26 protein-coding genes are annotated in these 24,539 nt (G+C 61.1%); all 26 read right to left on the reverse strand.

All coding sequences use genetic code 11. The annotated features are described in order from the left end of the window. On the reverse strand, positions 1-805 hold an 805-nt coding region (locus ACLP2E_RS10470; protein WP_442465877.1), incomplete at its 3' end, for a Y-family DNA polymerase. After that, complete coding sequence (locus ACLP2E_RS10475; RefSeq protein WP_442465878.1) at positions 696-1,508, reverse strand: ImuA family protein; 813 nt, start codon at positions 1,506-1,508, stop codon at positions 696-698. The genes ACLP2E_RS10470 and ACLP2E_RS10475, both read right to left, overlap by 110 nt. Positions 1,509-1,815: 307 nt before the next feature. Continuing rightward, positions 1,816-2,088, reverse strand: coding sequence for a hypothetical protein (locus ACLP2E_RS10480; RefSeq protein ID WP_442465879.1), 273 nt, complete (start codon positions 2,086-2,088; stop codon positions 1,816-1,818). 42 nt (positions 2,089-2,130) lie between these two features. Continuing rightward, positions 2,131-2,445: a hypothetical protein gene (locus ACLP2E_RS10485; RefSeq protein WP_442463177.1), complete on the reverse strand. Its 315-nt coding sequence runs from the start codon at positions 2,443-2,445 to the stop codon at positions 2,131-2,133. Positions 2,446-2,465: 20 nt separating this feature from the next. Then, positions 2,466-3,041, reverse strand: a complete 576-nt coding sequence (locus ACLP2E_RS10490; protein ID WP_442465880.1) for a hypothetical protein — start codon at positions 3,039-3,041, stop codon at positions 2,466-2,468. A gap of 100 nt (positions 3,042-3,141) precedes the next feature. Then, positions 3,142-4,200, reverse strand: coding sequence for a phage tail tip lysozyme (locus ACLP2E_RS10495; RefSeq protein WP_442463174.1), 1,059 nt, complete (start codon positions 4,198-4,200; stop codon positions 3,142-3,144). A 101-nt stretch (positions 4,201-4,301) separates the two neighbouring features. Further along, on the reverse strand, positions 4,302-6,731 hold the full coding sequence (locus tag ACLP2E_RS10500) for a beta strand repeat-containing protein (protein ID WP_442463173.1): 2,430 nt from the start codon (positions 6,729-6,731) through the stop codon (positions 4,302-4,304). Beyond that, positions 6,718-7,452, reverse strand: a complete 735-nt coding sequence (locus tag ACLP2E_RS10505) for a hypothetical protein (protein WP_442463172.1) — start codon at positions 7,450-7,452, stop codon at positions 6,718-6,720. Before ACLP2E_RS10505 ends, ACLP2E_RS10500 begins: the two co-directional genes overlap by 14 nt. Before the next feature lie 79 nt (positions 7,453-7,531). Beyond that, the gene (locus ACLP2E_RS10510) at positions 7,532-9,124 is read right to left on the reverse strand and encodes a hypothetical protein (protein WP_442463171.1); all 1,593 of its coding nucleotides are present in this window, start codon (positions 9,122-9,124) and stop codon (positions 7,532-7,534) included. Positions 9,125-9,231: 107 nt separating this feature from the next. Next, positions 9,232-10,089, reverse strand: a complete 858-nt coding sequence (locus tag ACLP2E_RS10515; RefSeq protein WP_442463170.1) for a hypothetical protein — start codon at positions 10,087-10,089, stop codon at positions 9,232-9,234. 91 nt (positions 10,090-10,180) lie between these two features. Beyond that, positions 10,181-12,307 carry a phage tail protein gene (locus tag ACLP2E_RS10520; protein ID WP_442463169.1) on the reverse strand — a complete coding sequence of 709 codons (2,127 nt, stop codon included), beginning with the start codon at positions 12,305-12,307 and terminating at the stop codon, positions 10,181-10,183. Next, a complete protein-coding gene (locus ACLP2E_RS10525) occupies positions 12,307-12,780 on the reverse strand; it encodes a hypothetical protein (protein ID WP_442465881.1) in 474 nt (157 codons plus the stop codon). Before ACLP2E_RS10525 ends, ACLP2E_RS10520 begins: the two co-directional genes overlap by 1 nt. A gap of 9 nt (positions 12,781-12,789) precedes the next feature. After that, entirely contained in the window at positions 12,790-13,701 is a 912-nt protein-coding gene (locus ACLP2E_RS10530; RefSeq protein WP_442463167.1) for a DUF2163 domain-containing protein, read from the reverse strand. After that, complete coding sequence (locus tag ACLP2E_RS10535; protein ID WP_442463166.1) at positions 13,702-14,304, reverse strand: DUF2460 domain-containing protein; 603 nt, start codon at positions 14,302-14,304, stop codon at positions 13,702-13,704. Beyond that, positions 14,301-16,802, reverse strand: a complete 2,502-nt coding sequence (locus ACLP2E_RS10540; RefSeq protein WP_442463165.1) for a baseplate megatron protein TIM-barrel domain-containing protein — start codon at positions 16,800-16,802, stop codon at positions 14,301-14,303. The genes ACLP2E_RS10535 and ACLP2E_RS10540 overlap by 4 nt, the downstream gene beginning before the upstream one ends. Before the next feature lie 4 nt (positions 16,803-16,806). Further along, positions 16,807-18,084: a hypothetical protein gene (locus ACLP2E_RS10545; RefSeq protein WP_442465882.1), complete on the reverse strand. Its 1,278-nt coding sequence runs from the start codon at positions 18,082-18,084 to the stop codon at positions 16,807-16,809. 45 nt (positions 18,085-18,129) lie between these two features. Beyond that, the gene (locus ACLP2E_RS10550) at positions 18,130-18,339 is read right to left on the reverse strand and encodes a hypothetical protein (protein ID WP_442463163.1); all 210 of its coding nucleotides are present in this window, start codon (positions 18,337-18,339) and stop codon (positions 18,130-18,132) included. A gap of 47 nt (positions 18,340-18,386) precedes the next feature. Then, positions 18,387-18,767 carry a hypothetical protein gene (locus tag ACLP2E_RS10555; RefSeq protein ID WP_442463162.1) on the reverse strand — a complete coding sequence of 127 codons (381 nt, stop codon included), beginning with the start codon at positions 18,765-18,767 and terminating at the stop codon, positions 18,387-18,389. Between the two features lies 1 nt (position 18,768). Continuing rightward, the gene (locus tag ACLP2E_RS10560) at positions 18,769-19,527 is read right to left on the reverse strand and encodes a hypothetical protein (RefSeq protein ID WP_442463161.1); all 759 of its coding nucleotides are present in this window, start codon (positions 19,525-19,527) and stop codon (positions 18,769-18,771) included. A 3-nt stretch (positions 19,528-19,530) separates the two neighbouring features. Further along, positions 19,531-19,713 carry a hypothetical protein gene (locus ACLP2E_RS10565; RefSeq protein WP_442463160.1) on the reverse strand — a complete coding sequence of 61 codons (183 nt, stop codon included), beginning with the start codon at positions 19,711-19,713 and terminating at the stop codon, positions 19,531-19,533. Positions 19,714-19,754: 41 nt separating this feature from the next. Continuing rightward, on the reverse strand, positions 19,755-20,216 hold the full coding sequence (locus tag ACLP2E_RS10570) for a hypothetical protein (RefSeq protein ID WP_442465883.1): 462 nt from the start codon (positions 20,214-20,216) through the stop codon (positions 19,755-19,757). Then, on the reverse strand, positions 20,213-20,713 hold the full coding sequence (locus tag ACLP2E_RS10575; RefSeq protein WP_442463158.1) for a hypothetical protein: 501 nt from the start codon (positions 20,711-20,713) through the stop codon (positions 20,213-20,215). The genes ACLP2E_RS10570 and ACLP2E_RS10575 overlap by 4 nt, the downstream gene beginning before the upstream one ends. A gap of 3 nt (positions 20,714-20,716) precedes the next feature. After that, positions 20,717-21,529, reverse strand: coding sequence for a head-tail connector protein (locus tag ACLP2E_RS10580; protein ID WP_442463157.1), 813 nt, complete (start codon positions 21,527-21,529; stop codon positions 20,717-20,719). Between the two features lie 2 nt (positions 21,530-21,531). Next, a complete protein-coding gene (locus tag ACLP2E_RS10585) occupies positions 21,532-21,747 on the reverse strand; it encodes a hypothetical protein (RefSeq protein ID WP_442463156.1) in 216 nt (71 codons plus the stop codon). 126 nt (positions 21,748-21,873) lie between these two features. Further along, positions 21,874-23,382, reverse strand: a complete 1,509-nt coding sequence (locus ACLP2E_RS10590; RefSeq protein WP_442465884.1) for a hypothetical protein — start codon at positions 23,380-23,382, stop codon at positions 21,874-21,876. Positions 23,383-23,425: 43 nt separating this feature from the next. Next, positions 23,426-24,463, reverse strand: a complete 1,038-nt coding sequence (locus tag ACLP2E_RS10595; RefSeq protein WP_442465885.1) for a hypothetical protein — start codon at positions 24,461-24,463, stop codon at positions 23,426-23,428. Between the last annotated feature and the right edge of the window lie 76 nt (positions 24,464-24,539).

Here is a 24,539-nt window from a genome sequence, read left to right on the forward strand (position 1 = left end):
CGGCCTCGACCTGCTCGCCCTGCGACAGTGGATCGGCGAAATGCCGTTCGACCATGCAATCGGGCGGCGGGCGGAGGGGTTTGATCCGCACATCCTCGCGGCCGAACAGCCGCTCGATTTTTCGCGAAAAATCGGCGCCGAAACGCGAGGCGAAGGCGCGCGAGGACCGCGCCGCGACATCGCCGAGGGTTTTGAGTCCGGCCCGGCTCAAAGCCAGCAGGATTTCGTCCTCCATTTCCAGCGCCGCCAGAGGCGCGCGCGTGATGGCAGCGGCTTCCGCCTCGGGCGTAAAAACCCCGCCGGCGGAAAAACGCGCCAGCGCCCGAGCGGCGTCCGGTGTCGTCGCCAGAGCCGCGCGGACGCAAAAACCGAGCGCTTCCATGTCCTGGAGCACACGCGCGAAAAGACCGGCCTCACCGCCGAACAGATGGGCGCAGCCGGTGACGTCGAGGACCAGCCCATGCGGTTCGTCCAACGCCGTCAACGGCGTATGGCGTTCGCAGCGCGCCGCCAGAAGCGCCAGGATTTTTGCATCCGCCGGATGATCGGCTTCTGCGACGGCGAGTTGCGGCAGGCGGGCGCGTGCATCGGCCAGCGACAGGCCAGGCGCAAGCCCCTGGCGCAAAGCGGCGGGAGTCAGCGCATAAAGTCGTTGCGCGCCGTTCTGCTTTTCGACAAGAGCGAAAGGCGTGTCTTCATCCTGCGGCGCGCCGTTCCCGCACCGCGCCAGACGCAGCCTGTCCGTCGGCAGGAAGGGCAGCCACAGAGCCAGATAGCGTCGCGCTGAGAGAATCGGCGGCTTCATGAAACAGGCCTCGGTCACGCAACCACTCCAAACGCCAGGAACGATCCGCCGCGCCGCCGCGATGACGCAGCAGCGTAACGGCAAAACAGGGAGGCCCCGGCGCATTGGCGGCAAGGGCGCGCGAATTTTGCGTCCGCGCCCGCCAGCGCGAAGTGGCGGCGCTGGGCGGCCCGGTCTTGGCCAGCGTTCCAGTCTCTTGTCCGGCGCAAATATGCATCAGAAAAACGGTCACGCCCGAAGCCTCCGCCGCGCGCGCCAGACGCAAGGTCGCGGTGAGATCAAGCGCGCGCGGCGCGCCGAAAATTTCGATCAGCGCAGCCCCGAGACTTTTGCAGCGCGCCGCTTCGACGCCGGCGCGCAGCACCGCCTCGGCGTCCCTGCCGCGCACCAGTGACAAGGCGGCGGGATCGACGCCGAATTCGGCAAGTCCCAGGCCATTCAGCCGCCCGGCCTCGCTTTCCAGAAAATCCTGCCGCGCCCAGAACAACGGGCGGCCCGGTGCGACGCGACGGGCCAAAGCGAGGCCGAAACCGACGGCGGCGGACCAATCGGCGCTCCATGGCGCATGGACCTCATGCAGGCAGGCGCGGCTTAGCCCGCCGCCGAGAAAGTCGTCGACGCCGGGCGCGCCCAAGGCGAAACGCGCGGCGCGACCCGGCGCCGCTACGTCGTTGTGGCTGGCCTTGGCGAGGAGACGCCGCAAGACAGCCAAAGTTTTCGCCCGCGATGGCGAAATTCCTCTCTGCGCATCGATCCAATGCATGGCTGCTTTCGCACGTATGTTCATGATATGTTCCATCCAGAAAACACCCAAAGCCGATAGGAGTCAAGCCGGGTTCCTCGCTTCATCCGCCGCAAGGTTAATTTGATCGATTAGCGAGGCATTGCACAAAATCGTCAGGCTAGGCCCCAAACGCAAAAAAGCCCCGCCCGGCTGACGCCGGACGGGGCAAAAGGAAGATGACTGACTACCGCAAGCTAACTACTCGCGGCAAAAAATCAGATCGAAGTCAGGCGCCGAAACCGTTTGGATAATGCGCTTCGGCCAGAGCGCGACGCAGATTGACGACCTCATCGCGTAAACAATGCACTTCCAGCATCAGATCGTCGACGCGCCTTTCATAGCCATCGATCAAAGTCCGCAGCCGCCCATCGACGGCGGATTGCATTGCTGGACCGCGATTGACCAAAGCCAGAAAAAAGCCGCCGACCGCCGTCACGGCGCTGGCGCCCAAAGTGATCAGCCAGTTCGGCAATTCGCCGCCGCTCAAATCCGCCGCCATTTGTTCCGAATTCCGTTTAATGAGAAAACTTTTCCGTGCGCTTCAGTTGGATGAAGCCGGAGATGACAGCGTCTGGGCGATGCCGCCCATCTGCTGGCAAACATCCAGGCTGGCCGCCTGAACCGTCGTCGTCGTCCCGCTGTGGACGAGCTGGTTCGCCTTGCCCTGATTGACGGCGTCCTCGACTGAAAGCGCGACGCTCGCGCCATCCGCGATGATGCAGGCGACGGCCGCCGCTGTCCTGGAGGCGTTCGCCGCATTGGTCGAGGCCGATTGGCCTGTGAAATAGGACATGGCGTGGCCTTGGACAGGCAGGATGAAGGCGAGCAGGAGCGCGCCGCAGAGCAGCTTTTTCATAGATGTTCCTTTCAGGGATTTCAGATAAATGGGGCGTGATCGTAGGCAAGACTGTCCTCGCCGAAGATAGGTTTCGTCGGACCGTGTTCGGTCTTGATGATTTGCCAATCCGCCGGTAGCAGGCCGCCGATCTGCAGAATTGCGGAGACAATTGTCGCCGCGTCAGCGACATACATCGCGTCAGGCAGAAATGGCGCGATGGCTTTGGCCACATCCTCGACGGTCGAAAGATCGTCCTGAGCATTGGCAAAGTGCTCAGCCAGCACTTTTTCGATGCCTACAAAATTCAGTGAGGACGCCGCTTTTACTGCGGCCAGCACTTGCGTCGCGGAAACGGACCTGGCGAGCGCCGGATCGATTTTTTCCGCGACCACTACGATCGGCGGGACAGCGCCGAGCAGTTTCTGGAACGCGCCGATAACGGCGTTGAAAATGCTCAAGGCGCATTCTTCGCGCTGCCGAAATTGCAGGCCAGCAAATCGATGACGCCACGTAACACAGAATACCATGTGCCAGGCGCGGGTTTGGGCAGTACGGCGGCTGCGGCGGCGGCGCAGGCGACGGCCGCCGGGCCATAATGCGCGATAGCCGTCCAAATTTGAGTGCTTGTCATAAACATTTCCTTTTACGAATGCGGTCGGCGAACAAAGCTTCGCGCGCGCTTCGCCGGTCCGCTTTCGCGCGCAGTTCTTGATTTCAAATCAGGTGTCTGGAGAAAAAGACCGCCCATTTTTCAGCGATGGCGCCGCGCTTGCCATATTGAGCGGTCGAGGCCGGCCGTTCCCAGAAACGGCACGCCGCGTAGCCAGCGTCATAGGCAGTGCTGGTCGCTTTGATCTGCGTGAGAGCGTGTTTTTCCGTGTGCTGCAATTCCCATAGAGCCGCCCTGAGTTGATCGGCCAGGGGCGGCAATTGGGTTAGATCGACGCCGCAACCATTGCGCATGGCGTCGATCCGCGAGGCGTGCCACTGCTCGAGGCCGAAAGCCTCGTGGTGATCGCCGACGGCCTTCGGATCGAGCGAGGATTCGGCGTCGGCTTGGGCAAGAAGGCCGCAGGATTGCGCCGGGGTGAACCCATGCGCCAACCAGAATTTATAGATCGCCGAGGCGCTGTCGTTATAGGAGACCGGCGCGTTCGCGGCAGCGACAGACTCCACATATTGCGCGAGCGCCGGTGTGGTTGGGACGGGCTCGGAGACGGACGCCGACACGCCAGACCACGCCTTCACGCGGGCGATCATATCCGCCTTGTCCACGTTTTTGCCGGGACACTCGTGATGATCGCGGAGGCATTCCTTGTGGAAATGCAGGGTTTCGGGATCGATCTTGAGCGCTTTATGCAGCGCCGCCAGACAGGCCACAGCGTTGTCGCGGACCTGGGCGCCCTCGCCCTCGTTGAAAGATTCGATCGAATAATCACCGACCATTTCGACGCCGATCGACAAACTATTATAGCAAGAGGCGTGGACGCCGTCGGCGGCCAGGTCGCACGCGATCCATATCAAATCCGGCGCAACGAAGATGTGAGGACCGGAATGCCAGCCCTCGTCGCTCTGATAATAATGGTTGAGGTTTTGCACGCGGCGCGCGCCTGCGGTTTTGCCGAGGCCGAAATGAGTCCACTGGGCCACATTCGGCTCGGCTGTGTTGTGAAGAACGACGAATGACGGACGCCAATGCGTCCAGTTCAGCTTTTCGGCATAGGCTTTGAATTCCTCCGGCGTTAAGCCGAGAGGATTGGCCAGGAAAGTCACGGGGATTCCTTTCAGTTTTTACGCTCGCGCATCGCGTGAAGCGCGCATTCGGCGGGCGTGTAAGCGCCCGCCATGCAAAATTCTCTCGGATCGGAAGGCTTTTAGTTAGCGAAACACGATATGGAGATCACGTCCGAAGCAACCCACGCCGACAAGACCCCCGAAAGCGTGTAGGGCGCAAACGTCGCCGACGCCGTGCCAAAACCGGTTTGATGCACAGCAATCGTTGTCGGGTTGTTCTTTGAATTGGCGAAACAGTTCCATGCTGTTGTCGCGGTCGGCAGGCCGACGACGCCACTCGTGCCGCCGACGTTGGTGTTCACGTCGAAATGCCAAGTGCCATTGACAGTCCCGATAGAGCCTGTGGAAGAGCCGAAGCCGCTCGTGACCGTCGGCGCTGTCCCTGACGCGGCTAGATGGCCGGTGACGCCGTTGACTTCAGAACTAGCCTGCACAGCGCCCGCGGGCGCCGTGCCCGTTCCGCCGACCGTCAAGCCGGCGCCGTTGTTGATATAGCTTCCAGTTCCGGTATTGCCAGAAAGTAGCGTCTTTAGCGCGCCGCCAGTTTGGAGTGAGAGCGTTCCGCCATCGTTTCCGACTCCATAGCCGTCCAGGATCGCCGAGAAATTTGACCCGGTAGAAAGCGTCAGGCCGCTGTATATTGAGCCGGACGTAACGCTGACAGGCCCAGATGAAAGCGACCCAGTGACTGTAGGAGATGTAATACTTGGATTGTTCAATGTCTTGTTGGTGAGCGTCTGCGCTCCCGTCAGGGTGACGATGCTTGATGCAACAATGCCGCTGTCCTGCAAGGGACCATTGGCGCTGCTGAATGAGGGAAGGTTTCCACTCGTTGTTGCTCCTGTAACAGAAGCTAGGCCACCAGCTGCATTCTGCCCCACACCATTGACCTGGAACCCGCCAGTTGCATTGACCACGCCAGCAGCAGCAGTACCTGTGCCACCGACCGTCAAACCAGCAGCATTGTTGATGTAACTTCCAGTGCCGGTATTGCCTGAGAGCAGGGTTTTTATCGTGCCGCCCGTCAGTAGTTCGAGCGTTCCACCATCGCCGCCAGTTCCAAACCCGGCCAGGACACCAGTGAAGTTCGAGCCGGTTGACAGCGTTATGCCACCATACTGCACTGTATTAGTTACAGAAAGCGGGCCTTCCGTCACCGTGCCAACTATGTTGGTGGCCCCCCCGGCGCCTGGGGTGATCTGGAGATTGCCATTCGGGTCCGCGCCAATGGTGGATGTGAGCAATGTGCTGGAGGAGTTATAGGAGTTGAACGCGATCGACTGCGATGGAAGGCTGGTTGTACCCGCGCCTTTGGCCCCAATCTGAATGGCGGTTGTATTAGGCGCTCCATCAATAACGATGGCCGAGTCCCACCAGATTGTGTTGCCAAATGACCCTTGACCAAACGGACCAACCTCAATGCCGTACGCACCGCCGCTCGGATGGACTTCCGAACCGCTAAAGATGGCCAATCCACGAACCGTGCCGGTCGGTGTCCCCCCGCCAGGAAGCTTCATAATATTAAGGTCGGCTTCGATAGAATAGGCTGTGACGCCGTTGAGGCCGGTCTGTGTCGCTGGGACGATCTGAGTGGTGTTGGTGGCGATAGTGTTGAGGCCCCAAGTACTTGCCCCTGCGACATTCGCCATAGCGCCGCCAAAAACGCCGACAGCCGCCGCCGCTGGCGTGGCAGAGCGCGAGTAGCCTGCAACACCAGCATTGATGAAGGTCGCATTCACGGCGCCTACGGGAACATCAACTGCGCCAACTAGCGCCTCCGTCATCGCCACGGCGCCGGCATTGTGCGCATCCATGCTGCCAGCGGGAAGACCACCAAGATTATAGAGATCGCCCTGGTAAAGCGTCGTAAATGTTGTCCACGGCGGAACCGGGGGCGACCAAGAGTTCTGCGTATTGAACAGCCCCAGGCTCGCGCCGCTGGTTCCGACGGCATAATTCGCCGCGCTGCCAAGTCCCGTCGCGCTTGTATAACCGGACTGAAGCGGCCCAATGCCGAGGTTTGTTCTCGCCGAGGCGCTATTCGTCACCTCGGAAAGGTTATTTGCGGGATTGAGGGGCGTGAAACCGAGGTTCGCAGCCGCCGCGCCAGAGGCAAGGAGCGTCCCGGTTACGCTGCTTTGTGTCGCGAGCAATCCCAGATCAAGATTTGCCCTCGCCGTCGCCGCATTTGACAGCTCGGAAAAGTTATTGGCCGGGTTAAGAGGCGCGTAGCCGAGGTTAGCTGCTGTTGCGCCACTGGCGAGCATTGACGCTGTGACGCCTCCAGGCCCGAGGGTATTGGCGAGAGTCCGGCCAAGCACAGTCAACCCGTCAACCGCTCCAGTTGCGTTACCCAGGCCGCCACTGGTGACTGCGAGCGGTGTGCCCAGCGTCAAGGAACTAAAATTTGGGGCGCTATAATTTTGGGCCAAAGCACCGCTCGAAAGCATCGTTCCTGCAAATATCGCCGCAATAAGGGTTTTCATCTCGATGCCTTTAAGAACGTTCAAGGAGGCCGCTGTTGCTCCACAGAGTCGCGCCGCCGGAAACTGGCGCAGTCGGAAGCGTCGGAATCATCTCGGATATGGCGGCGGCGAGGGCGGAAGGCGGCAGCGCTGCGATCAGCGCCTCGGCCAAGGCGGCGAGACTGGTGGCAGGTTGGGCAGCCATTTGCGTCGCCAACTCTTCCGGGGTGACGCTGGCGGCGGAACTGGCGGCTGAACTGGCGGCGGCAGATGCGCTGGACGCCGCATTTTCACAGACGACAAGGAGAGAGGAAAGCGACAAGGGCAGCGGCACTGGCGAAGTCCCGGTCTCCCCTTCCACGCTTACAGTATCGCCGAGGCCGGAAACGTCGGTAGCCGCAGCGTCGGTTGGCGTGCGGGTGACGCCTCGTGAAAAACGGATGCGGCCTCCGAAAATCACGATCGTCGCGCCGCCGGAAAATTCCAGCCGGCAATCGTAGACGTAATCGCCCTGCATCCGCGCCATGTCGGCTTCGGGCGCGACGAAGGCACACAGATTGGAAGTCGCGTTAAAGACGATCTGGCCGCCCGCCAAAGCCGTCGAAAGCCATTGGTAGGCGGGCGGATCGGGCGCGTAGGGCGACGTTCGAACCTGCATCCTGATGGTCGCCGCGGCGATATTGTAGAGAGAAGCAAATTGCGTCAGATCGCGCGTCCACTGGAAGGTCGCATTGTTCGACGCACGAAGATTAAAATTTGTCGGCATTTGCGGCCTTTGGAAACATTCGACGACTATTGCGGCGCAATCGAGAATATTGAACTCCGACCAAGGTCGGAGTCTTGGTTTAGTCGGAGTGGACCGTCGCAACTACAGTGGAAGCCGCCGCCAGCGCCGTGGTATCGTTCACAGCGGCGCCTGCCGTTATTGAATAAGCGATGCCGGTTCCGAGCGGAAAGCCGAGGTCGCCAAATGAAACGGTCCGGGAGCCGCCAGGCGCCATTCCATATTGAGCCGCGACCGTGGTAGTGCCAACGGTGGGCGCCGAAGCATTATTATATAGCCGGAAATAAGCCCAGGTCGCCGCATTATTGCTAAGATCGATCGCGTAGACCTGTCCGGCCGAAGCCTTGACGTATCCGGCGTTGGTCGTGGCTGCGCCGATGATGACGGTTGCAGTGGGGATGCCACCCGACGTGGCCGCCTTAGACTGCACCAGCCATGGTGACGAGGAATTGGCCGCGCCTTGGTCCACGACGGTATGAAAGCAGCCGCCAGCTTTGAGGCACCAAGAAAACGTCGCAGACGTGGTGAAGGCAGTGCAATAAACTTGGACCAGCGCGTGAGAGCACGGGATTTCCCAGATATAACCGGCTGTCGGATTTACATAGGCCGTTGTAGTCCCCGTAGCTGAAGCGTCGAGTCGGCTCGCAAGGAGGGGTTCCCATGTCGTTCCGCCGTCATTCGAGCCGCGCCATGTGACAGTGCACGATCCAGACGCCGTGCAAGTCAAAATCAACTTCGCAAAGCCAGCGGTGCTCAGCGCGGATAGTCCGCTAAAAGCCGTATTCACCGCCGAAACAGTTGAGCCGGAGCCAGACGAGGCGTCAGGGATAGAGGTTACGCCGACAGTGCCTATGGCGTTTGCGCCAGCGGGGATTGCTGGGAGCGAAGAAACGCCGACACTCTGGCCCGACCAGCTTACCGAAAGCGTGCCGGTCAGCTTGGAATAAATCCCCGACAACCAGCCGCGAATGCCAACGCCGCCGCTCAGCTGCGTCACGCCAGTCGCGTCGGTTCCGTCCGCTGCCGCGCCAGACGGCAAAGGGAGGGACGCGGCGGAGATCGCCTGCGTCGAAGGAAGATTGGAGACGCTGACCGCCCCGATGGCGTTAGCGCCTGCTGGTATGGCCGAGGATAAGGCAACCCCCCAGGCCCCAGACTGCACCGCCGCTATGCTGCCAGCGGAAACGTCAACTTTAAGGTTTCCAGAAGTGTCCAGTTGTAGCGGAGAATATTGCCCATTGGAAAGCGTTGGCGGAGACGTATTGTACACGCCATCGACATTTACCGTGCCGGACGAAACACTAACTGAAAGGGTTCCGGTCAGTTTCGAATAGATGCCTGAAAGCCAGCCGCTCAGTCCGGATCCGCCCGGCGGTTGCGAAATGCCCGTGGCCGAGGCGCCGGTGTCCGAAATCGGCAGGCCAGCAGAGGCCGTAGGAATCGCGAGATTGCCGGAGGCGTTCTGATAGCCGATGGCGGTGGCGTCGAGGGGAGCCGCCGAACCCAAGATGCCGACGCTGGCGTTGGCCCCCCCGCCTCCGCCTGAGCCGCCAGTTACGTTGAGCGGATTGGCCGCCGTGCCGAGCTTGTTGCCGGCGCCATCTTCAATGACGACGCCGCCAGTCAGTGACCCGTCAGGGTTTTTCCATTCCATGTCAATCTCCAGAAATTCTCTAGCTTAGGGGAAGCGCGGAGGCGCGTTTCAGGGCGTGGCCACGCGCGCCGGCAAGCGAAGCCCAAGCAAAATTCTTGGTTTCGCCGTCACGAAGTCGAGACAGGCAGAAGTATTATTTTCAGCGACAGGCGCAGCGTCCCCCCGGTGAAAGAACCGCTTGTCGCGGTCACGATAAGGCTGGTCGCCGAATAGCAGCCATAGGGGCCTACGATCCCATAGTTGGTCGCGCCCGCCGAGATCGAGAGCGCGCTACCGAATTGGGACGCGCTTCCGGAGACGCCGATCCCGAAGGACGGCGCGCCAGTCACTGCAGATAACACCCGCATTCCGCAGGCAAGGACGATGCAATTGCCTGGAATGGGAACGCTCGCCGTTGTCGAGGCGCCGGACAGCGTGACCGTCTGCTCAATCACCTGAAACTGGATCGCCGCACCATTGTCGCCCTGGGCGACCTGTTGCTGCGCGCCAGCGCCGAACGCTTGGTCGATGATCGTCCATTTTCCCGCTCCATTGCTTTGAAGCGCGATGAATCCGGAAGGCGTAGCGACCGCAGCCGTCGAGGCGCCGTTGATCTTGTCCGAACCATTCGCCGTGATGGTGAGGGCGTTGGCCGTCGAGCAATTTCCGCTCTCGTCGAATATCGTCAGCGGCGTCCCCGTCGGAAACGACGCCGCCGACGGGAGAGCGATGGCGCGAGCCGCGGTCAGCGCCGTATAGACGACACTGCGATCCGTGGCGAGGACCGTATAGGCCACGTCGGAAACAGGAGTACGGCCATTGGTGATGACTTCGGAAAGTTTCGCGGCGGCGAAGCCGCCGGCCGTGGCGCCGTCGTGAACCGTGAGGCGATCGTTGGTTGTATCGACAATCAATTCGCCCTGGGCGCCGGTGTAAGCGGCGACGTTCGCCGCGCTGTCGCGGCGTCGTTTGACCTGAACGGACATGGAAAATAATCCTCGAAATTGGAGTATTTGGCGAAGGCAGATCCGTCATAGGGCGGCGAAAGACGTCTTTCGTCTGGCTATGGCGCGCCCGTCAGGAGATGCAGGAGCCGAGGTCGATGACCGAAATCACCGCGGCCGATACCGTCCCGAAATCGTCGGTTTCGCAAACGCGTTGACTGGCGAGACCATAATCCATCGCTGTCCCCACCGCCAAAGCGGAGGCGACAGGGCCGAGAACACCCGTTCCCTGAATCAGGTATGGGTAAGGGGCGCAAGTCGACAGATCTTGCGCCGCGGCGCCGAAGATATTGAAGCTCTGGAATTTCAGATAGATTGTCTGGCCAATCTCGGCGTTCGGGATGTCAAAATCGAGGATAGCGGAATCGAGCAGGCAGAAGACGGCGCCACTTGCATGAGCGCCAGGCGTCGAACCGTTCAATCCCCGGTAAAGGCCCATGAGATTATATTCGCTCATCGCCGTCAGCGTTGCGGTCGTATAGGCGAGATATTCGCCGTCGACATAGCAAAGCGTGACTCCCGCCGCCGCACTGGCGGCCGACGTCGAAGAAAGCAAGCCACCGCTCTCAGTCAGGTCGACGCCCAGCATATCGGACGAGTCAGGATTAGCTCCGGAAAAAGCAGGAAGCGCTGCGGAAAGCACGCCCTGCCGCGCTGGCGACCCGAGGCGCGCGACCTGCGCATAGGAATTGCCGTCGAGCGAGGCCCACACCACGCAGCCACCCCAATTGGGATCGCCATTCTCGCCGCTCGCGCCAATCCACAATTGCGCGATATTTCCGGTCAGACTCGGCGGCGGTTCGAGGATCAATGGCGTATTGACCGGCTGCGGCGCGACCGAGCTGTTGGGCGCGCCGTTCGATTTGACCTGGGTCGAGTAGAGCGCCGAGGTCGCCACGCCCTGCGGAAACTCTTCTGCCGTCACGGTCAGAGCACCATCGGCGTCTTCCTCGATGTCGACAATGCGCACGACCGTATTGTTCAACCCGAGCGCCACATCGGTAAGCGCCACCAGATCCATTGGATCGAGCAGACAGAATTCCATCGAGAGTTTGAACACGAAGGTGTTGCGGATATAAAGGCCGCGTTGCAAGATCAATTGCACCGACGTCTGCGCGACCTGAAGGTCGCAGATTTCATGCGCCGTGACGGTCGAGCCGATGCGCAGGCCGAAACGGTTGATCGCCGACTGGTCGAAGGCGACGATCGGCCCGGTGTTATAGGCATCGGATCGCGACTGTATCTCGATGGCCTGCTGGTTATAGGCCGAATAGGGATCGGAACGCGTGATCTTGACCGGATCCTCGCCCTGCGTGTGCAAGAAATCCTCGTCGGTAAGACTATAAACCGGCGTGACATTCGGCGTCCAGGTCTTCTGCGAGGAGCCCGAACCGCCCGTGACTACGCTGTCGCCATAGGGAATGATTTTCAACAGACCGCCGGACCAGACGGCGGTCGAGTTGGTAAGTTGCAGCCAACGGGTAAGGATCGAGGAGGCAGTCTCCTGCATGTTCAGCACCGGGCTGATCGCCAGGTAATTGGCCCAACAATAAGTCTGATAAGAAGAATCGCCGGAGTTGGCGAACAGCGACGCAGCGTCGATGGAGGCGCCCGGAAATCCGACGCCATATTGCGGATTGGTAAGGAAGTCCGAAATCACCTGCGCCGGATCGCCGTCGACGCCATTGACTCCCGATCCATGAAGAATGCCGAAAACCTCGAAATTACTGTCCCCGACGCTGGCGGATGCGCCAAGGTCGTAATTCGAGTTGCTGACGTAGGCCACGCCCGGATAAGTGAGCGCCTGCGCAGGAAAAGCTGCGGTCAGATAGGGCCAGACGCTCTGCGGCGACGAGCCGGCGAACAGGCTCAGGCCGAGAGAGGCGAGATTGACGGCGGCGGTCGAGGTTTGCCAGATATTACCTATACCGGCGATCGGCCCTTCGCCGATCCCCATCATGATGGCGCAGCTATAGGTGTAGCTCGAGGGCGTGCCGCCGCGACCTCCGCCTTTGCCGCCGCCTTTGCCGCCGGAAGTTTGCGGGTGCGCCTGAAAATTCTGATACCAGAAACAGTTCGGCGCGAGGATGTTGGCGCCATACGAGATCGGCACCGGAACGCTGCTCGAGGTCGTCTGGACCTGCAATCCGGAATATTTTGTGATCTGGGTGTTGCTGTTCCCAGCGCGCAAAAAACCCATTACGCCACCGCCTTCTGCGTCCAGATCGAAAAGAAAGCCAATTTGCGTTTCGGGTCGGTGAGCGCCGGATTTTGCGCGAGGCTTTCCTCGATGACGCAACCGGCGTCGTGATAGGCGTGGACGATGGAGACAGGGTCGACGCCGGTCACGATGCCGCCATGCGAATAGCTGCGGCCATAACGAAACAGGGCCAAGTCGCCCAACTGCGGCTTGACGACGCGGGCGCAACGTTCGGTGAAAAATGAGAGATATTTTTCATCGTCGCGATGAAGCATCCAGTCCGGATCGTAAGGACGCGGATCGAATGTAGGGACCAGGCCGAGATCGACGAAGACCCGCACGATCAACATGCCGCAATCGACGCCGGCGCCACGCACATCGGCGCAATTATGATAGGGCGTCAGAATCCATTTGCGCACTTCCGTCACAACGCGATTTCGCTCATCTCGCTGACGCTTTTCGGCTTCGGTCATGGCCAACTCCTATTTGCCGCCCTTGACGCTGTCGGAGACCACAGATGAAAGCGGTCCGGTCATGATCTGCGGCGGCGGCACGAAGGGAAAACCGCGAAACTGGCTGAGATTGTTGAAACGGCTCTGGCAGGTCGCCATGGTGCGGTCGCAACCGTAAGACGCCGAAAAAGCGTCGCCGACGGCCGGCGCGTTGGGCAATGGATAAGCAAGTTGCAGCCAGCCGCTTCCCGCCGTCTTGATCGTCGCCGTCGCGCCGGTATTGGCGCCAGAGGTGAAAATGACGGTCCCCTGCTGATAGGCCGATGTCGCGCCCGTCCATTCAATTTGCGTCTGTGTCGAGCCCGCGCCGACAGATCCCGCTGTGGAATAGGTTCCGGCAATGACGCTGCAATTGGCGTCGTAGAGGACATGCTGGCAATTAGCCTGGTAGACATTGCGCGGCATGTCGATGTCGAGCAGCACGAGATCGGAGGCGACGGTTACTTGCGCGCTGGTCCGGCCGATGGAGTCGATCTGCGCGACCCGCCCCTTGAACAGCACGACCGAACCGATGGGCGGCGTTCCCCAGGCAGTGAAAAAGGCCTTTTCGCGCTGAATTTCCGCGCCGTCGAGAAGGCCCTGCTGCAAGGACTGCAGAAAGGGAACGCCGCCGATCGTGTCGGTGGTGCGGGCGAAAATCGTTACCTGCTGGCTGTCGACATTGACACCACAGGAGGCGCGATATTTGAGGCCGGAGATCAGCACCGAATTGGCGAGATAAGTGTATCCGTTGAGTGCGACCGGAATGTCGAGATCGGTATAGGTCAGCACCGCGCCACTGGCGAGCCAGATGGTGAAACATTCGGCTGTCAGCAAAGGCGCGTCGGAGGTCGGGCGCAATGCATTGAGGTAAGCGACGAGGGCGGGAGGAGCGGATTTCATTCAGCGTACCTGGCGGAATTTGAGGCTCTTGGCGCGCCAAAGGCCGGACATGAAATTTTCGAATTCGGCCTGGTCTTCGAGAAAGCGGCACTGAAAGGCGTAAGCGAAGCTGGCCGCGACGGCCGCGCCGCTCGCCGGCGCCGTGGCGAAGACAATCGTATTGGGCGCGCTCAGAGTGTAGGCTGTCGTGGCGATGCCGTTGACCGTCACACTCGATACTGACGTAACGTAAGAAACAGGCTCGAAATAGCCGCCGATGGCGCGTCCGAAAGTGAAAACCATGGTCGATCCGTCGCCGGTAGCGATGACCTGATTGGCGGCGGCGCCATCCGTTGGATCGGCATAGAGGAAGGTTCCGAGCTGACCGCCGCACGACAGCCAGAAGCCCATCAGCGTCTGCAGCGACTGCGCTTGCAAGCCGGCGTTGGCGCCTGAGGAATCGAGTCCGTCGAAGGTCAATTCGAATCCATAGAGCGCGTGAGCGTAAAACCCGAGACGCGCTTCGCGACCGGAAGAATGCGAAGCGACGCGTGTCGAGAAGATTGGTGTTTTTACGACGCTCCATCCTTGTCCAGGCAAGGTTGGAAAGGTTACGATACTCACGCGCGCACCGCCTCAAGTTTGAGAGTTTTCGAAGCCCAAAAGTCACTCATGAACTGCTCCAGGTCTTCGCTGTCGTCAGCGAAGCGCACAAGGTGCGCGGCGGTGAAATTGGCCGTGAGTATGGCGCCCGAAGGCGGCGCGACTGAGAAAGTCACCGTCGTGGGCAGGATCGACACGCTATAGGCGCTCGGGGCCAAAGCCACGCCATTGAGACAGACGGTCGGAGCGCCGATCAGCGCCTGGACGTTCTCAACGAATCCGCCGATTTCACGCTCGACCAGGAATGCTCGGGTCGCGCCGTCTCCCAGCCCGAGCGTCGCATCGAAATAAGCGCTCAAGTCGGACGGTGGCGCGAACAGGAAGGGCTGCGCCTGACCGGCGTGAAGGCCAATGAAGCCGATCACCTGCTGCAATTCGCCGTCGAGAAGATCGTCGCGCAAAAGATCGAAGCTCAGCTCGATGTCGTAAAGCGGACTGGTCATGCATGCGGACCGCACTTCGCGCCCCGACACATGGGCAAGCGCGCGGGTCGAAAACCGCGGCGCATATTTGACGCTCCAGCCCTGTCCGATCAGGATCGGGAAAGCAGCAAAGATACCGGGTCCCGGCGGCGCGTCGACCGCTGGCGGATCAATCGCCGGCCCCTTGCCGCCGATCCAGTTGCCGGTCGGCCAATTGCCGCCGTCGCTCCACACGCCGGCGTCGAGAGGAAAGACCGGAAACGGCCTTGCATCCCAGTTCCAGGCGCAACAAAAGGGCGTAAAAATCATCGGAACGCCCGAACCGGAGGTCTCGTTATTTGCCCCGGCGTTCCAATAGTCATGCACCGCCTGCAGGGCGATGTCGGCAAGGAGATCGTCGCGTTTCGGCAACCAGGCGCCGCCGTAAGGCCCTTGCCAAAGCGACCAGAACGGCGTGCCGCTCTCAGTCGATTTCACGTCGAAAAAGACGTTCGGTTGATTGGTGCAACGATCGACGCTGGCGAAACCATATTCGACGAAGACGAGCGGCTTGGATTGCGGCGTCCATTGCGTCGTCGGGCCATGCGGCGCCCAGCCAAGCCCGTCTCCGGCGTCGTAGATCGCCTGATGCGAATTGTTCCACCACCAGCGCAGCGCCTTGCGCGCCAGCAATTGCTGATTGGCCGAAAAAGCGTTGCGCGCCTGCGCCAGACGGTCGCCTTGCGGCAAGGAGCAGCGCTGGTCCGTGCCGAAGGGATCGAATCCCATGCCGCCATTATTGCTGTCGTTGTAATACCAACTGAAGCCCTCGCCGCCCTCGATATTGGCCTGAAGATAGGCGGCGCTGTAAATCGTCGGCTGACCCGAAAGGTTGAGACCGTTCATGGTCTCGCTCGACGGCGGCCAGGAGGCCGGTGCGGGCGCGTCCCAATTGGCGCAATCGAGGCCGCCGCCGTTGAGCGTCCAATCGGACAATGGAAGATAATTATCGAAGGAAACCACATCGATATTCGGCGAGGCGAACAGAGAGTCGAGATGCGGCCATTGGCCGTTGGCGTTGGCATGCTGCCAGCCGTTCCAACTCGACCAGTCCGGCGAATAAGCGATCAGATTTTTGTAGGTCGATAAGTTTTTCGTTAGGCCAGCGCTGTCGAACGTGCCGCGCACATCGGCGGCCAGCTGCATCAATCCGTCGACGAAGGGATAATCCCAGACGGCATGCCCATTGAAATCCGTGGTTCCGGCAGGAGTCCAGGCAGGACCGCGCAAGATTTCGAGGCCGCGCATTTCGGAGCCAAGCAGAAACAGATCGACCCCGCCGGCCAGCACGCAAAGGTTGGCGTAATGCAGGATGAAACGCCGAAAGGTGTAATCGGTCGGAGAACCTGAATAGTTGACGGTCAGATTGACCGTGTCGAGGGAGAATTGCGCTTGCTCCGCCGAGCCAAGGAACGCATTGACCGCCGTTGTCGTCGCCGCGCTGAGGTCGCTGCCGAGGGTGATGCGCCCGCGCCAGGGTTCGCCGGGCGCATCCATCAGGATGAAGGGATAAAAGATGACGCGCAAACCTCGCGCGCGCAGATCCTGGATACAACGGACGATGCTCTGGTCCGAGGGCGTGCCGCCGTAGGTCGCCGAACCACCCGACGTCGAAATCGGAATAAGTCCGGGGGAAGCTTGCGTCAGGCCGGAGACCTGCCAGTTCGACGCCGCCCAGCCGCTGGCGGAAAAAGTCTTGAACGCGCCGCCGATGTAATTGGTCGAGGGGTAGATATTGCAGCTTGCCGCGTTGGCCGAATTGCCGAACCAGGCGCAGACCAGAGCCACCGTCGTGCATTCGGGATGTTCCGCCTGCAATTGGTCGAGCGCATAGGAATAATCGGTCGTGGTTCCATCCGGCGCGTAAAAGCAATTCATCGGCGCAAAAGCGCCAAGCACGCTGTTGCTCACTTGCCATTGCGCGCCTTGAGCGGGCAATGTGTCGTAGACAAATTCGCCGGAGGCCGGCAGGAGACAGACGCCGAAAAGTTGCGCCATGGTCTTACGACGTCGCCAGACGACGCAGGCCGAGATGATCGCCGTTCTTCACCGCCTGGTTCATCGCCTTCATGATCTGCCGCGAATTATTGCCGAGCCAATTTTTCACCGAACCAGCGTCGAGCGCGTTGACGTTCAGATGCACATGTGTATCGCCGCCGCTTTGCGCGCCAGCGCCCGCGCCAACGCTGGCCTGCTGGCTCAACAGCGAGCGAAAGGCGCCGGCCTCGGCGGCGGGCATGACGAGTTCGTTGCGGTGAACCATCGCTAGCTGATCCTGCGGGATCGACCAGGCGCCAATGTCGAAAGCCGCCACCGACATGACCGCGCCCTGAGCCGCCGCCGCGGGACCGGCTGCCGCCGGCCCCATGACAGGCGCAAGAAAGCCGAACACGCCAGCAAAAGTCTCGGAAGCCGAGGCAGTGATGCTCTTGAGCATGGACACCACGATCGACGCCTGCCCCGCCGCCGCTTCGCCCGCCGAAACACCCTCTCGCGCCGCGGCGCCAACTGTCGCCGCCGCGGTTTTCTGGCTTTCGCCGGCCACGGAAAGGGCGGCCAGCGCCAATTGTTTCTTGGCCCAATCGGCGACGACATCGACGCCCATTTTAACAAATTGCGAAACCACCGATTGCGCCAGCGATTGCAGAACCTGCTGGAAATTCTTTGTCCCGGTGATCATTCCCGTCAGCCCTGTCGAAAGCGAGGACGACATCGAATCCACCATCTTGTTCATCGGCGCGACCATTTGCTCGACCGATTGCAGCATGACCCGCTGACTGTCCTGCGCGTATTTGGCGTCAAGCATCAGCATTTTGTTGAGGACCATCTGCCGCTGCTGCAGCTTCAGGCCATCGAGCTGCAATTCCTTTTCCAGCAGCGAGCGCTCGGAAGCGTATTCGCCGTCGAGAGCGGCTTGCGTTGCCGCCAGCCTTTCGCCCGCGCTCAAAATCTTGAGCTTGGTCAATTCGTCGTAAAGCGACTTTTTCTCTGCCAGGGCGGCGCGTTCGGCGGAGATTTCTCCGTTGATCGCCATCATGCTGGCGCGCGTGACGTCCTGTTGTGACGCGCCCGTTTCCCGAGCCGCCGCCGCGATTTTCGCCAGGGCGCTGGTCGCGCCCACGCCGAAGGAGGCGAAGCTTTGCGATGACTTGTCGATGCCCTGCGCAATCTGGTTGACGCCCGTCGGCAGGGTTTGCAACGCCGCCGAAACGCGGGCGACGCCTTCGAGAAAATCGGAGGCGTCGGCGCCGAAGGAGATCGAAACATTGGAATCGGCCATGCTCATCCTTTCGGCCGGCGCAAGCGTCCGGCATTTTTAGGGCGATCAGAAACGTCCGGCGGGAAAGAGACCGCGCAAAGCGCCGACGGCGTCATCGGTCGCGCGAGCTTTCGGCTCCCAAACGCCGAAGCCGACGGCCAAAGCCGTCAGAAGCACCGACGAGGGCGGATTCTCGCGCCAGTAGTCATGCCGCGCGAAGATTCGCGAAAAAGTCAGTTCCGTTTCCAGCGCATCGTTCCATGCCTCGCCCGACATCTGGCAATAATGCGCGACGATCCGGTCGAAATCCGGACCGCCGTCGCCTACTCCCCCAGGGATGGGTTTTCCGTCGGCGCAAACAGCCCGGTCTGCCGCGCGATCACCGCCAGAGCGGCAATCAAGTCGGCGAAGCCCGCCTGAAGATCCAGAACTTCGTCGCGAGAAATATCGGGATAGGCGCGGCTGAGGCCGGAGTGAACGACGTCGATCATAAGTTCGACATCGTTCTGTTCGAGCAGCGCCGCGCCAAGCGGGTCGCCGGCGCCGATCCGCGTCTGAATGGCGTTCAGGCGCGGCATCAGTTTCAGCAGGCCCGGCACTATTATGCGCGCCTGGCGCAGAGCCAGCAGCGGAACGAAAAACTCCCTTCCGCCAAGCTCGATAACTGGCGCGCCCGCGCAATTCATTTTCGGATCAAGTTTCATTTCACACCGCCGTGTTGATTTCGCCAATGGAATTGGCGGCGTTGGCGAAGGCTTCGAAATCCATTTCCGGAACGACGAAATCCTGGTTCTTCGAGGCGACGCTCAATTTGGTCGAGACGCAATTGTAGAGGCGCAGCGACCATTGCGCGCCGCCGAGGTTGGGATTGGTCTGATAGAAATCAATCTGGAAAGTCGGCGCGGTTCCCATCACCTTATTGGCGAGCAGCATGTGCGAACCGCTGCCGGAAGCCAATTGGGTATAGGAATAGGAAACCAGCAGCGCCCTGCCGGCGTCGCCCGAACTGAAACCATAGACGCCGGCGGCAACGGTGTATTGCCCGACGGCCGGCGTCGTCGCCACCTTCGTCAAGGCGAGGCCGCTCGACGCGTAAACGACGCCGAGATCCTCGTCGAAATTAGCGGCGTTGGCGCATGTATAATTATAGGGCGAAGATGCCGAAACCGCGCCGGCCTCGTTGTAGGACCAGAGTTTCTGGCCGGTCGTCTGCGTCTGGCCGAAGAAGCAATTATTGTAGAGCGGGCCGTCGATATTGGCGAATTTCGCCTTGCCGCTGATCTTGCCCTCGCCACGGGCAAAGGCGATCGGGAACTGATACTGGCCGAACAATTGTTTCGACGCGAAACTGAAATCGAGCGAGACGTCCTGCAAGGCGCCGAACTGGACGGGCGTCGCATTGGCGCCGGATGGCGTGGCGATGAGAACGCCCGAGCCGAAAGCGACGGAAGTGGTGTTCGACATGGATCAGAGCTCCTGCAAAAGGGCGGCAAGTCTTTGCTTCAAGGCGTCGACCGAAGCGCGCACATGGTTGAAAATTTCGGTGGTCCGCGAGAACGGAGAATGGTGCATGGTCTCGACAAACCATTTTTCGATCTGCGCTTCGATTTCGTGAAGGTGACGATCCGGCGTCGCCGGATCGTTATTCATGTTTTGTTCCATCGCGCGTTTTCCCTTTATTGGACCAGGGCTCAGGGAGCCAGAATCTTGATGGGAACGAGCGCCAGTCCCTGGCCATCGAGATCGCCGGGATCTTTCACGATCCGCCCCTCGATGCGACAGTGGGTGACAAGGCCGCCAAGCGTCTGCCTGCCGATGGTGGGATCGGGCGCGAGACATGCGGCGATGGCGTCGAGCGCGATATTGAGATCGCGCGCCGGAATGCTATCCGGGTCCTTGCCCGCCGCGATATAGACGAAAAGATCGACATTCAGTGTAGTCTTGCCAGGCAAGGCTTCGGCGGCATAGGCGAGGTTTTCGCCATGCTCGGTTATGAAAAGCGCCGGCTGGTCGGCGCTGGCGACATCGCTCCACAATTTCAGCCGGCGCGACAGCAGAGCCCAGCTATCGCATCCGTTGATCGGCGTTGAAAATTGCGCACTCGCCAGGCGCGCGGCCAGCGCCGCCATGATGGACTCGCGGGAATTCATCATTCGGTGTCCTTCAGATCCTCAGCGAGTGCCGTAACAATTTCGGTCAAGTCCTGCAGGATATCGTCGCTCTGCTCCTCGAGCGCCGAACGCAAGTAGGACCGCGCTGGAATTTGCGAACCCGGATGCTGGACGCGGCGCGCAAAGACCTGTTTGCCGTTGGCGACAAAGGCGAGAACCTTCGCCTTGTCCGGCAGGATTTCATGCGCCGCCGTCTTGCCGCCAAATTCCTGGATCGCGGCGTAGGGAACGTCGCCGTCGGAAAAAATTTCGGCGCCGATCCGGTCGTCCTGCTGAGACGCTTTCATCTGGATGGAATCGCGCAAAGCGCCGCTGCGCGCATTCAGCACGCCGCCGCTCAAATTGACTCCAACCACCTCCGAAAGGAGACTCTGCGCCAACGCATCGACTTTGTCCGCCAAGGCTGCGCGCAACCGGTCGGGCAGGACCGCGAGCCGCTCGGCGAGCGCCTCCTGTCCTTCGAGACTGATCTGCAGCATGGATCAGTTCGCGATGATGCGCGCAAAACTGCGCAAGGTCATCATGACGTATTCGGGCATGGCGGCGATGCGAAAGGCGGTAGTTTCCTGGCCGCCCAGGCTTTTCGACGTCATGGCGATCCTTTCGCGATAGCGATAGCGGTCAGCGGCCCATTCCAGGGCGCAACTGGCGAGATCCATCGGTACATAGCCATAATTCAGCAGCAGGTTCTGTCCCCCATCCGCGACGGAAAACAAATATCCGCCCGCGCCGTCGAGCACATATTGTCCCTGCGCCGGACTGGCGACGACGTTGGTCAACGACTGGCCGTTGGCGTAGGTGACGCCGCAATCGCAGGCGTAGCCGCCATAAGGCTGCGCCGCGATGACGAAACTCGACGCCGCGCCTGGCGCGACGCAGGTTTCGTTGCTGATCTGATACCCGGCGCGATAAGCGATGCTGACATTCTGCCAGCCGCGCGAAAAACTGCCGCCCCGCAGCATCAGCATCTGCATCGCGCCGGGCGGCTCGTCGTCGCCCGCCTCAACGGTCCAGCCGCCGCCAAATTCTGACGTCGCCTGAGGCACAAGGCGTCCGTCGATCGACACCGAACTGACGGAGACGACGGGCCAGTGACGCAATTGTATCTTCGGACGTCCATTACCGTCGAACATGTCGAGGACGTCGCGCGGCCAAACGAAAGGCCGATTGAGGTAGGTGCAGATCGCGCGGCTGATCTGACTGATCATGCTGGCGAGCAGAATGTCGTCGCCGCTCGACTGGACGCCGAGATGCGCCTTGAGCTGCGCCAGGGAAACGAGATCGCCTTGCGCCATGCTCAATTCGCCTTTTCAGCGCGGGTGCGGGCGCGCGGACGCATCTCGCCACTTTTTTCCGTCAACTTCGCCTCGGACGGGGCGGCGAAAACGCATCCATGCGCCGCGAGTTCGCCAAGGAGAAGTTCGGCTGCTTCGAAGCGGCCGTCCTCGTCGGGCGTAATGACTTCGCCCGCGCAAAAGATCGCGGTCACGCCGACAGGAGCCTGATATTTCATGTCTAGATCCTGTTCCAAGGAAGAAATCGCGCCGACGCGTTTGCGCGATTCATCGGAATCGCGACGCTTCAGCGACGGGGCGCCGCCCCGGAAAAAAGCCGGGGCGACCGTCTTCAGCGGAGCCGATCAGCCGTTGCCGATATTGGTGATGACCGACATGCTCGGCGGGAAATAGTGCTGAAGCACTTCATCGGCATAGACGCCATATTCATAGCGGCGGGCGCGCAGCGGCCATTCGATCTGGTAATAGTCCTGCCGCGTGCGGACCTGCATGACATTGCCGACATTGGCGAGCGGATAGGGCAGCTTCCGCGTCAGGAACAGCATGGTTCCGGGCGGCATGTTGGGATGGATCTTGATGTCGAGCGATTTGGCGCCGGCCAGCGAATATTTGTTCTTGTAGGTCGTGACCATCACGCCGCCGCCGATGGCGTCCTGCTGGGAGTCGAAGATGAATCGCTGCGCGCTGTTGGCGCTTCCAGCGAGAATTTTCTTCGAGATGTTGCCGGCTTCCTGCGACGACACCCAGACCTCATCGGGCGAAAGGCGATAGAGATCCCAATTGGACTTGAGAATGGCCTCGATCTCGACAATGCCGCCGGCGCCGTCAGCGGTAAGCGGCGTGCCGACGCCGGCTGCGCCAGTCGGCTGGAAGGTGATATTTGCGCCCGAACTCGGCTGCAGCGCCTGGGTCAGCAAGCCGTCGAAAACTAGGGCGTTGGACGAATTGTCGGCGCTCGGCAGCGAGGCGGCGGCCTGCGTTCCAGCCGCATTGGCGGTGATCGCCAAGCTGTTGATGGTGGTGATGGCCCCGAGCGTTTCCGAGCCGACGGCGCCCCAATACCAGGCGTAGCCGAAAGAGCCGCGCGTGGTGGCGACCGAAGCGGTGACGCTGCCTGACGGGCCGGTGATGGCGACCGTGGCGTTGGCGGATTTCTGCGCCGCCCCGCCGCCGAAAGTGTCGATGGAGGAATCGGCGTTGGTTCGCGTAATCGACGCCTGCACGCCGGAAGCGACCGTGGAATTGATCAGGCCGTCGAGTGTGAGCGCCACGCAGATGACGGACAGGGTTCCGGTAGCCAGCGCGCCGCCCGAGTTCGAGGCGACGAGGGTCGGCGTGTTGGTGGCCCCCAGCGAAAGCGAGGTATTGCCGCCGAGGATCAAAGCTTCTTCGCCGATCATCAGCGCTTCCAAACCCGTCTGGGCGGCAAGGGCGCGGATGTCGTCGAAATTCTGGCCGGCATACTGGGCTTCAAAATCGACGTTGGTTTCGATGCCGATGCCCTTGTAGGTCGCGATGTAATCCTTGGTCGTCATGGCCGCGACGCCGCCGCGATTGCCGCCGGAGACGCCGACGCGCAGGCCAGAGGAGTTGATCGCGGTGATGGCGCGCCAGGCGGCCTGGACGCCGCCCTTGCCGGAGACGCGCGGAATGGAATTGCGCAGCGGCGTCAGCACCGGATAGAGCAGCTTGGCGCCGGTCTCCAGGTCATAATAAGTGAGACCCGAGGTCGCGGAGGCGCTCTGCGAAAAAGTCGATTTTTCCAGGCTGGCGAAACGCGGATCGAACAAGGGCGCGGTTTGCGCCTTGCGGATCGCCTGATTCAGCTCCAGCGCGTTCTGTTGTGCGGTCATTGGCATGCTTTCTCTGTTGCGATAGTGGAGAGGTGACGGCTGCTCAGCCGAACCTTTTCGGTTGGGTCTGGGAGGCCTTGATCAGCACCAGCGAGGCTTTTTCGGGCGAAAGCCGCGCCAATTCGACGGCGAGATCGTCGATGCTCAAATCGGCCGATTTCGACACCGGGGCGAAGCCCGGCATCAGCGGCGGCGGCGCCGGGCTATGTTCCAGGGCGCTGACGCGCTCCGCCAGTTCCGCCAGTCGCGGCGCGAAATCCGCCGCCATTTTTCTTGCCGCCTCGGTCTCGGCGGCGAGCTTTTCCAGCCGCGCGTCGCTGGGTTCGGACTTTTGCGCCGGTCGCGGCTGAACCACGGCGACGCATTGGCTTTTCAGCCGCGCCAACAGCGCGGACAAAGCTTCGGTGTGGATGGGCTCGGCGTTAAGGTCGCTTTCGATCGCCGCGAAAAAATTCGCGATGGTCTCGGCGGCGCTTACTTCGCTCTCGACATTGCCCGCCAGCCATTCGCGCAGGAACGGTCCGAGGCCGGCGGAAGAAGCCTGCGCCGCGACTGGCCGCTCCTTGCTCATTGGCTCGGCGAAGGCGCGTTTTTCGCTGGCGCCGTCGGCTTTCACCAGTTCGAATGTCGCTTCCGGCAGGCAAGGCAGATCGACCAGCGAGATTTCGCTGGGGGACGCGGTGTAGCGGACGAAATCGGGGTTTTCCGGATCGGCCCAGCGCTTGACATAGGCGCCGCCCTGGCTGAAGCCGGTGTAGACGCCTTCCTCGATCTTGCGCCATTCCTCGTCGTCGATGATTTTCGCCGCGATTTCGATTCGCTTGTCATCGTCGTTGAAGACGATGGCGGAAATTTTGCCAGCGGCGACCTTGCCGTGCATGGAACGCAGATTGCCGAAACTCCGGCCGCCGGAGGCCTTGGCGAAATCCGCCGACCACTGCTCGTAATAGGGCTTCGTCGTGGCGTAGTCGCAGATTTCGCCGGACCTGTCCGGCAGTTCCGCCGTTGCGTAACCGTAGACGAGGCGCTGGGCGGCGTCCGCCTTGCGTAGGGGTATGAATAAATCCAGTTGTTTCGACACGCGCGGCGCTCCTTGAATTGCTGCGCCAGCACCGTGTGTTCACGGGACTGGCTTTTTGGACGGAATTTTCCTAAAG

The organism is Rhodoblastus sp., assembly GCF_052145335.1.
Taxonomy (GTDB): Bacteria; Pseudomonadota; Alphaproteobacteria; order Rhizobiales; family Beijerinckiaceae; genus Rhodoblastus.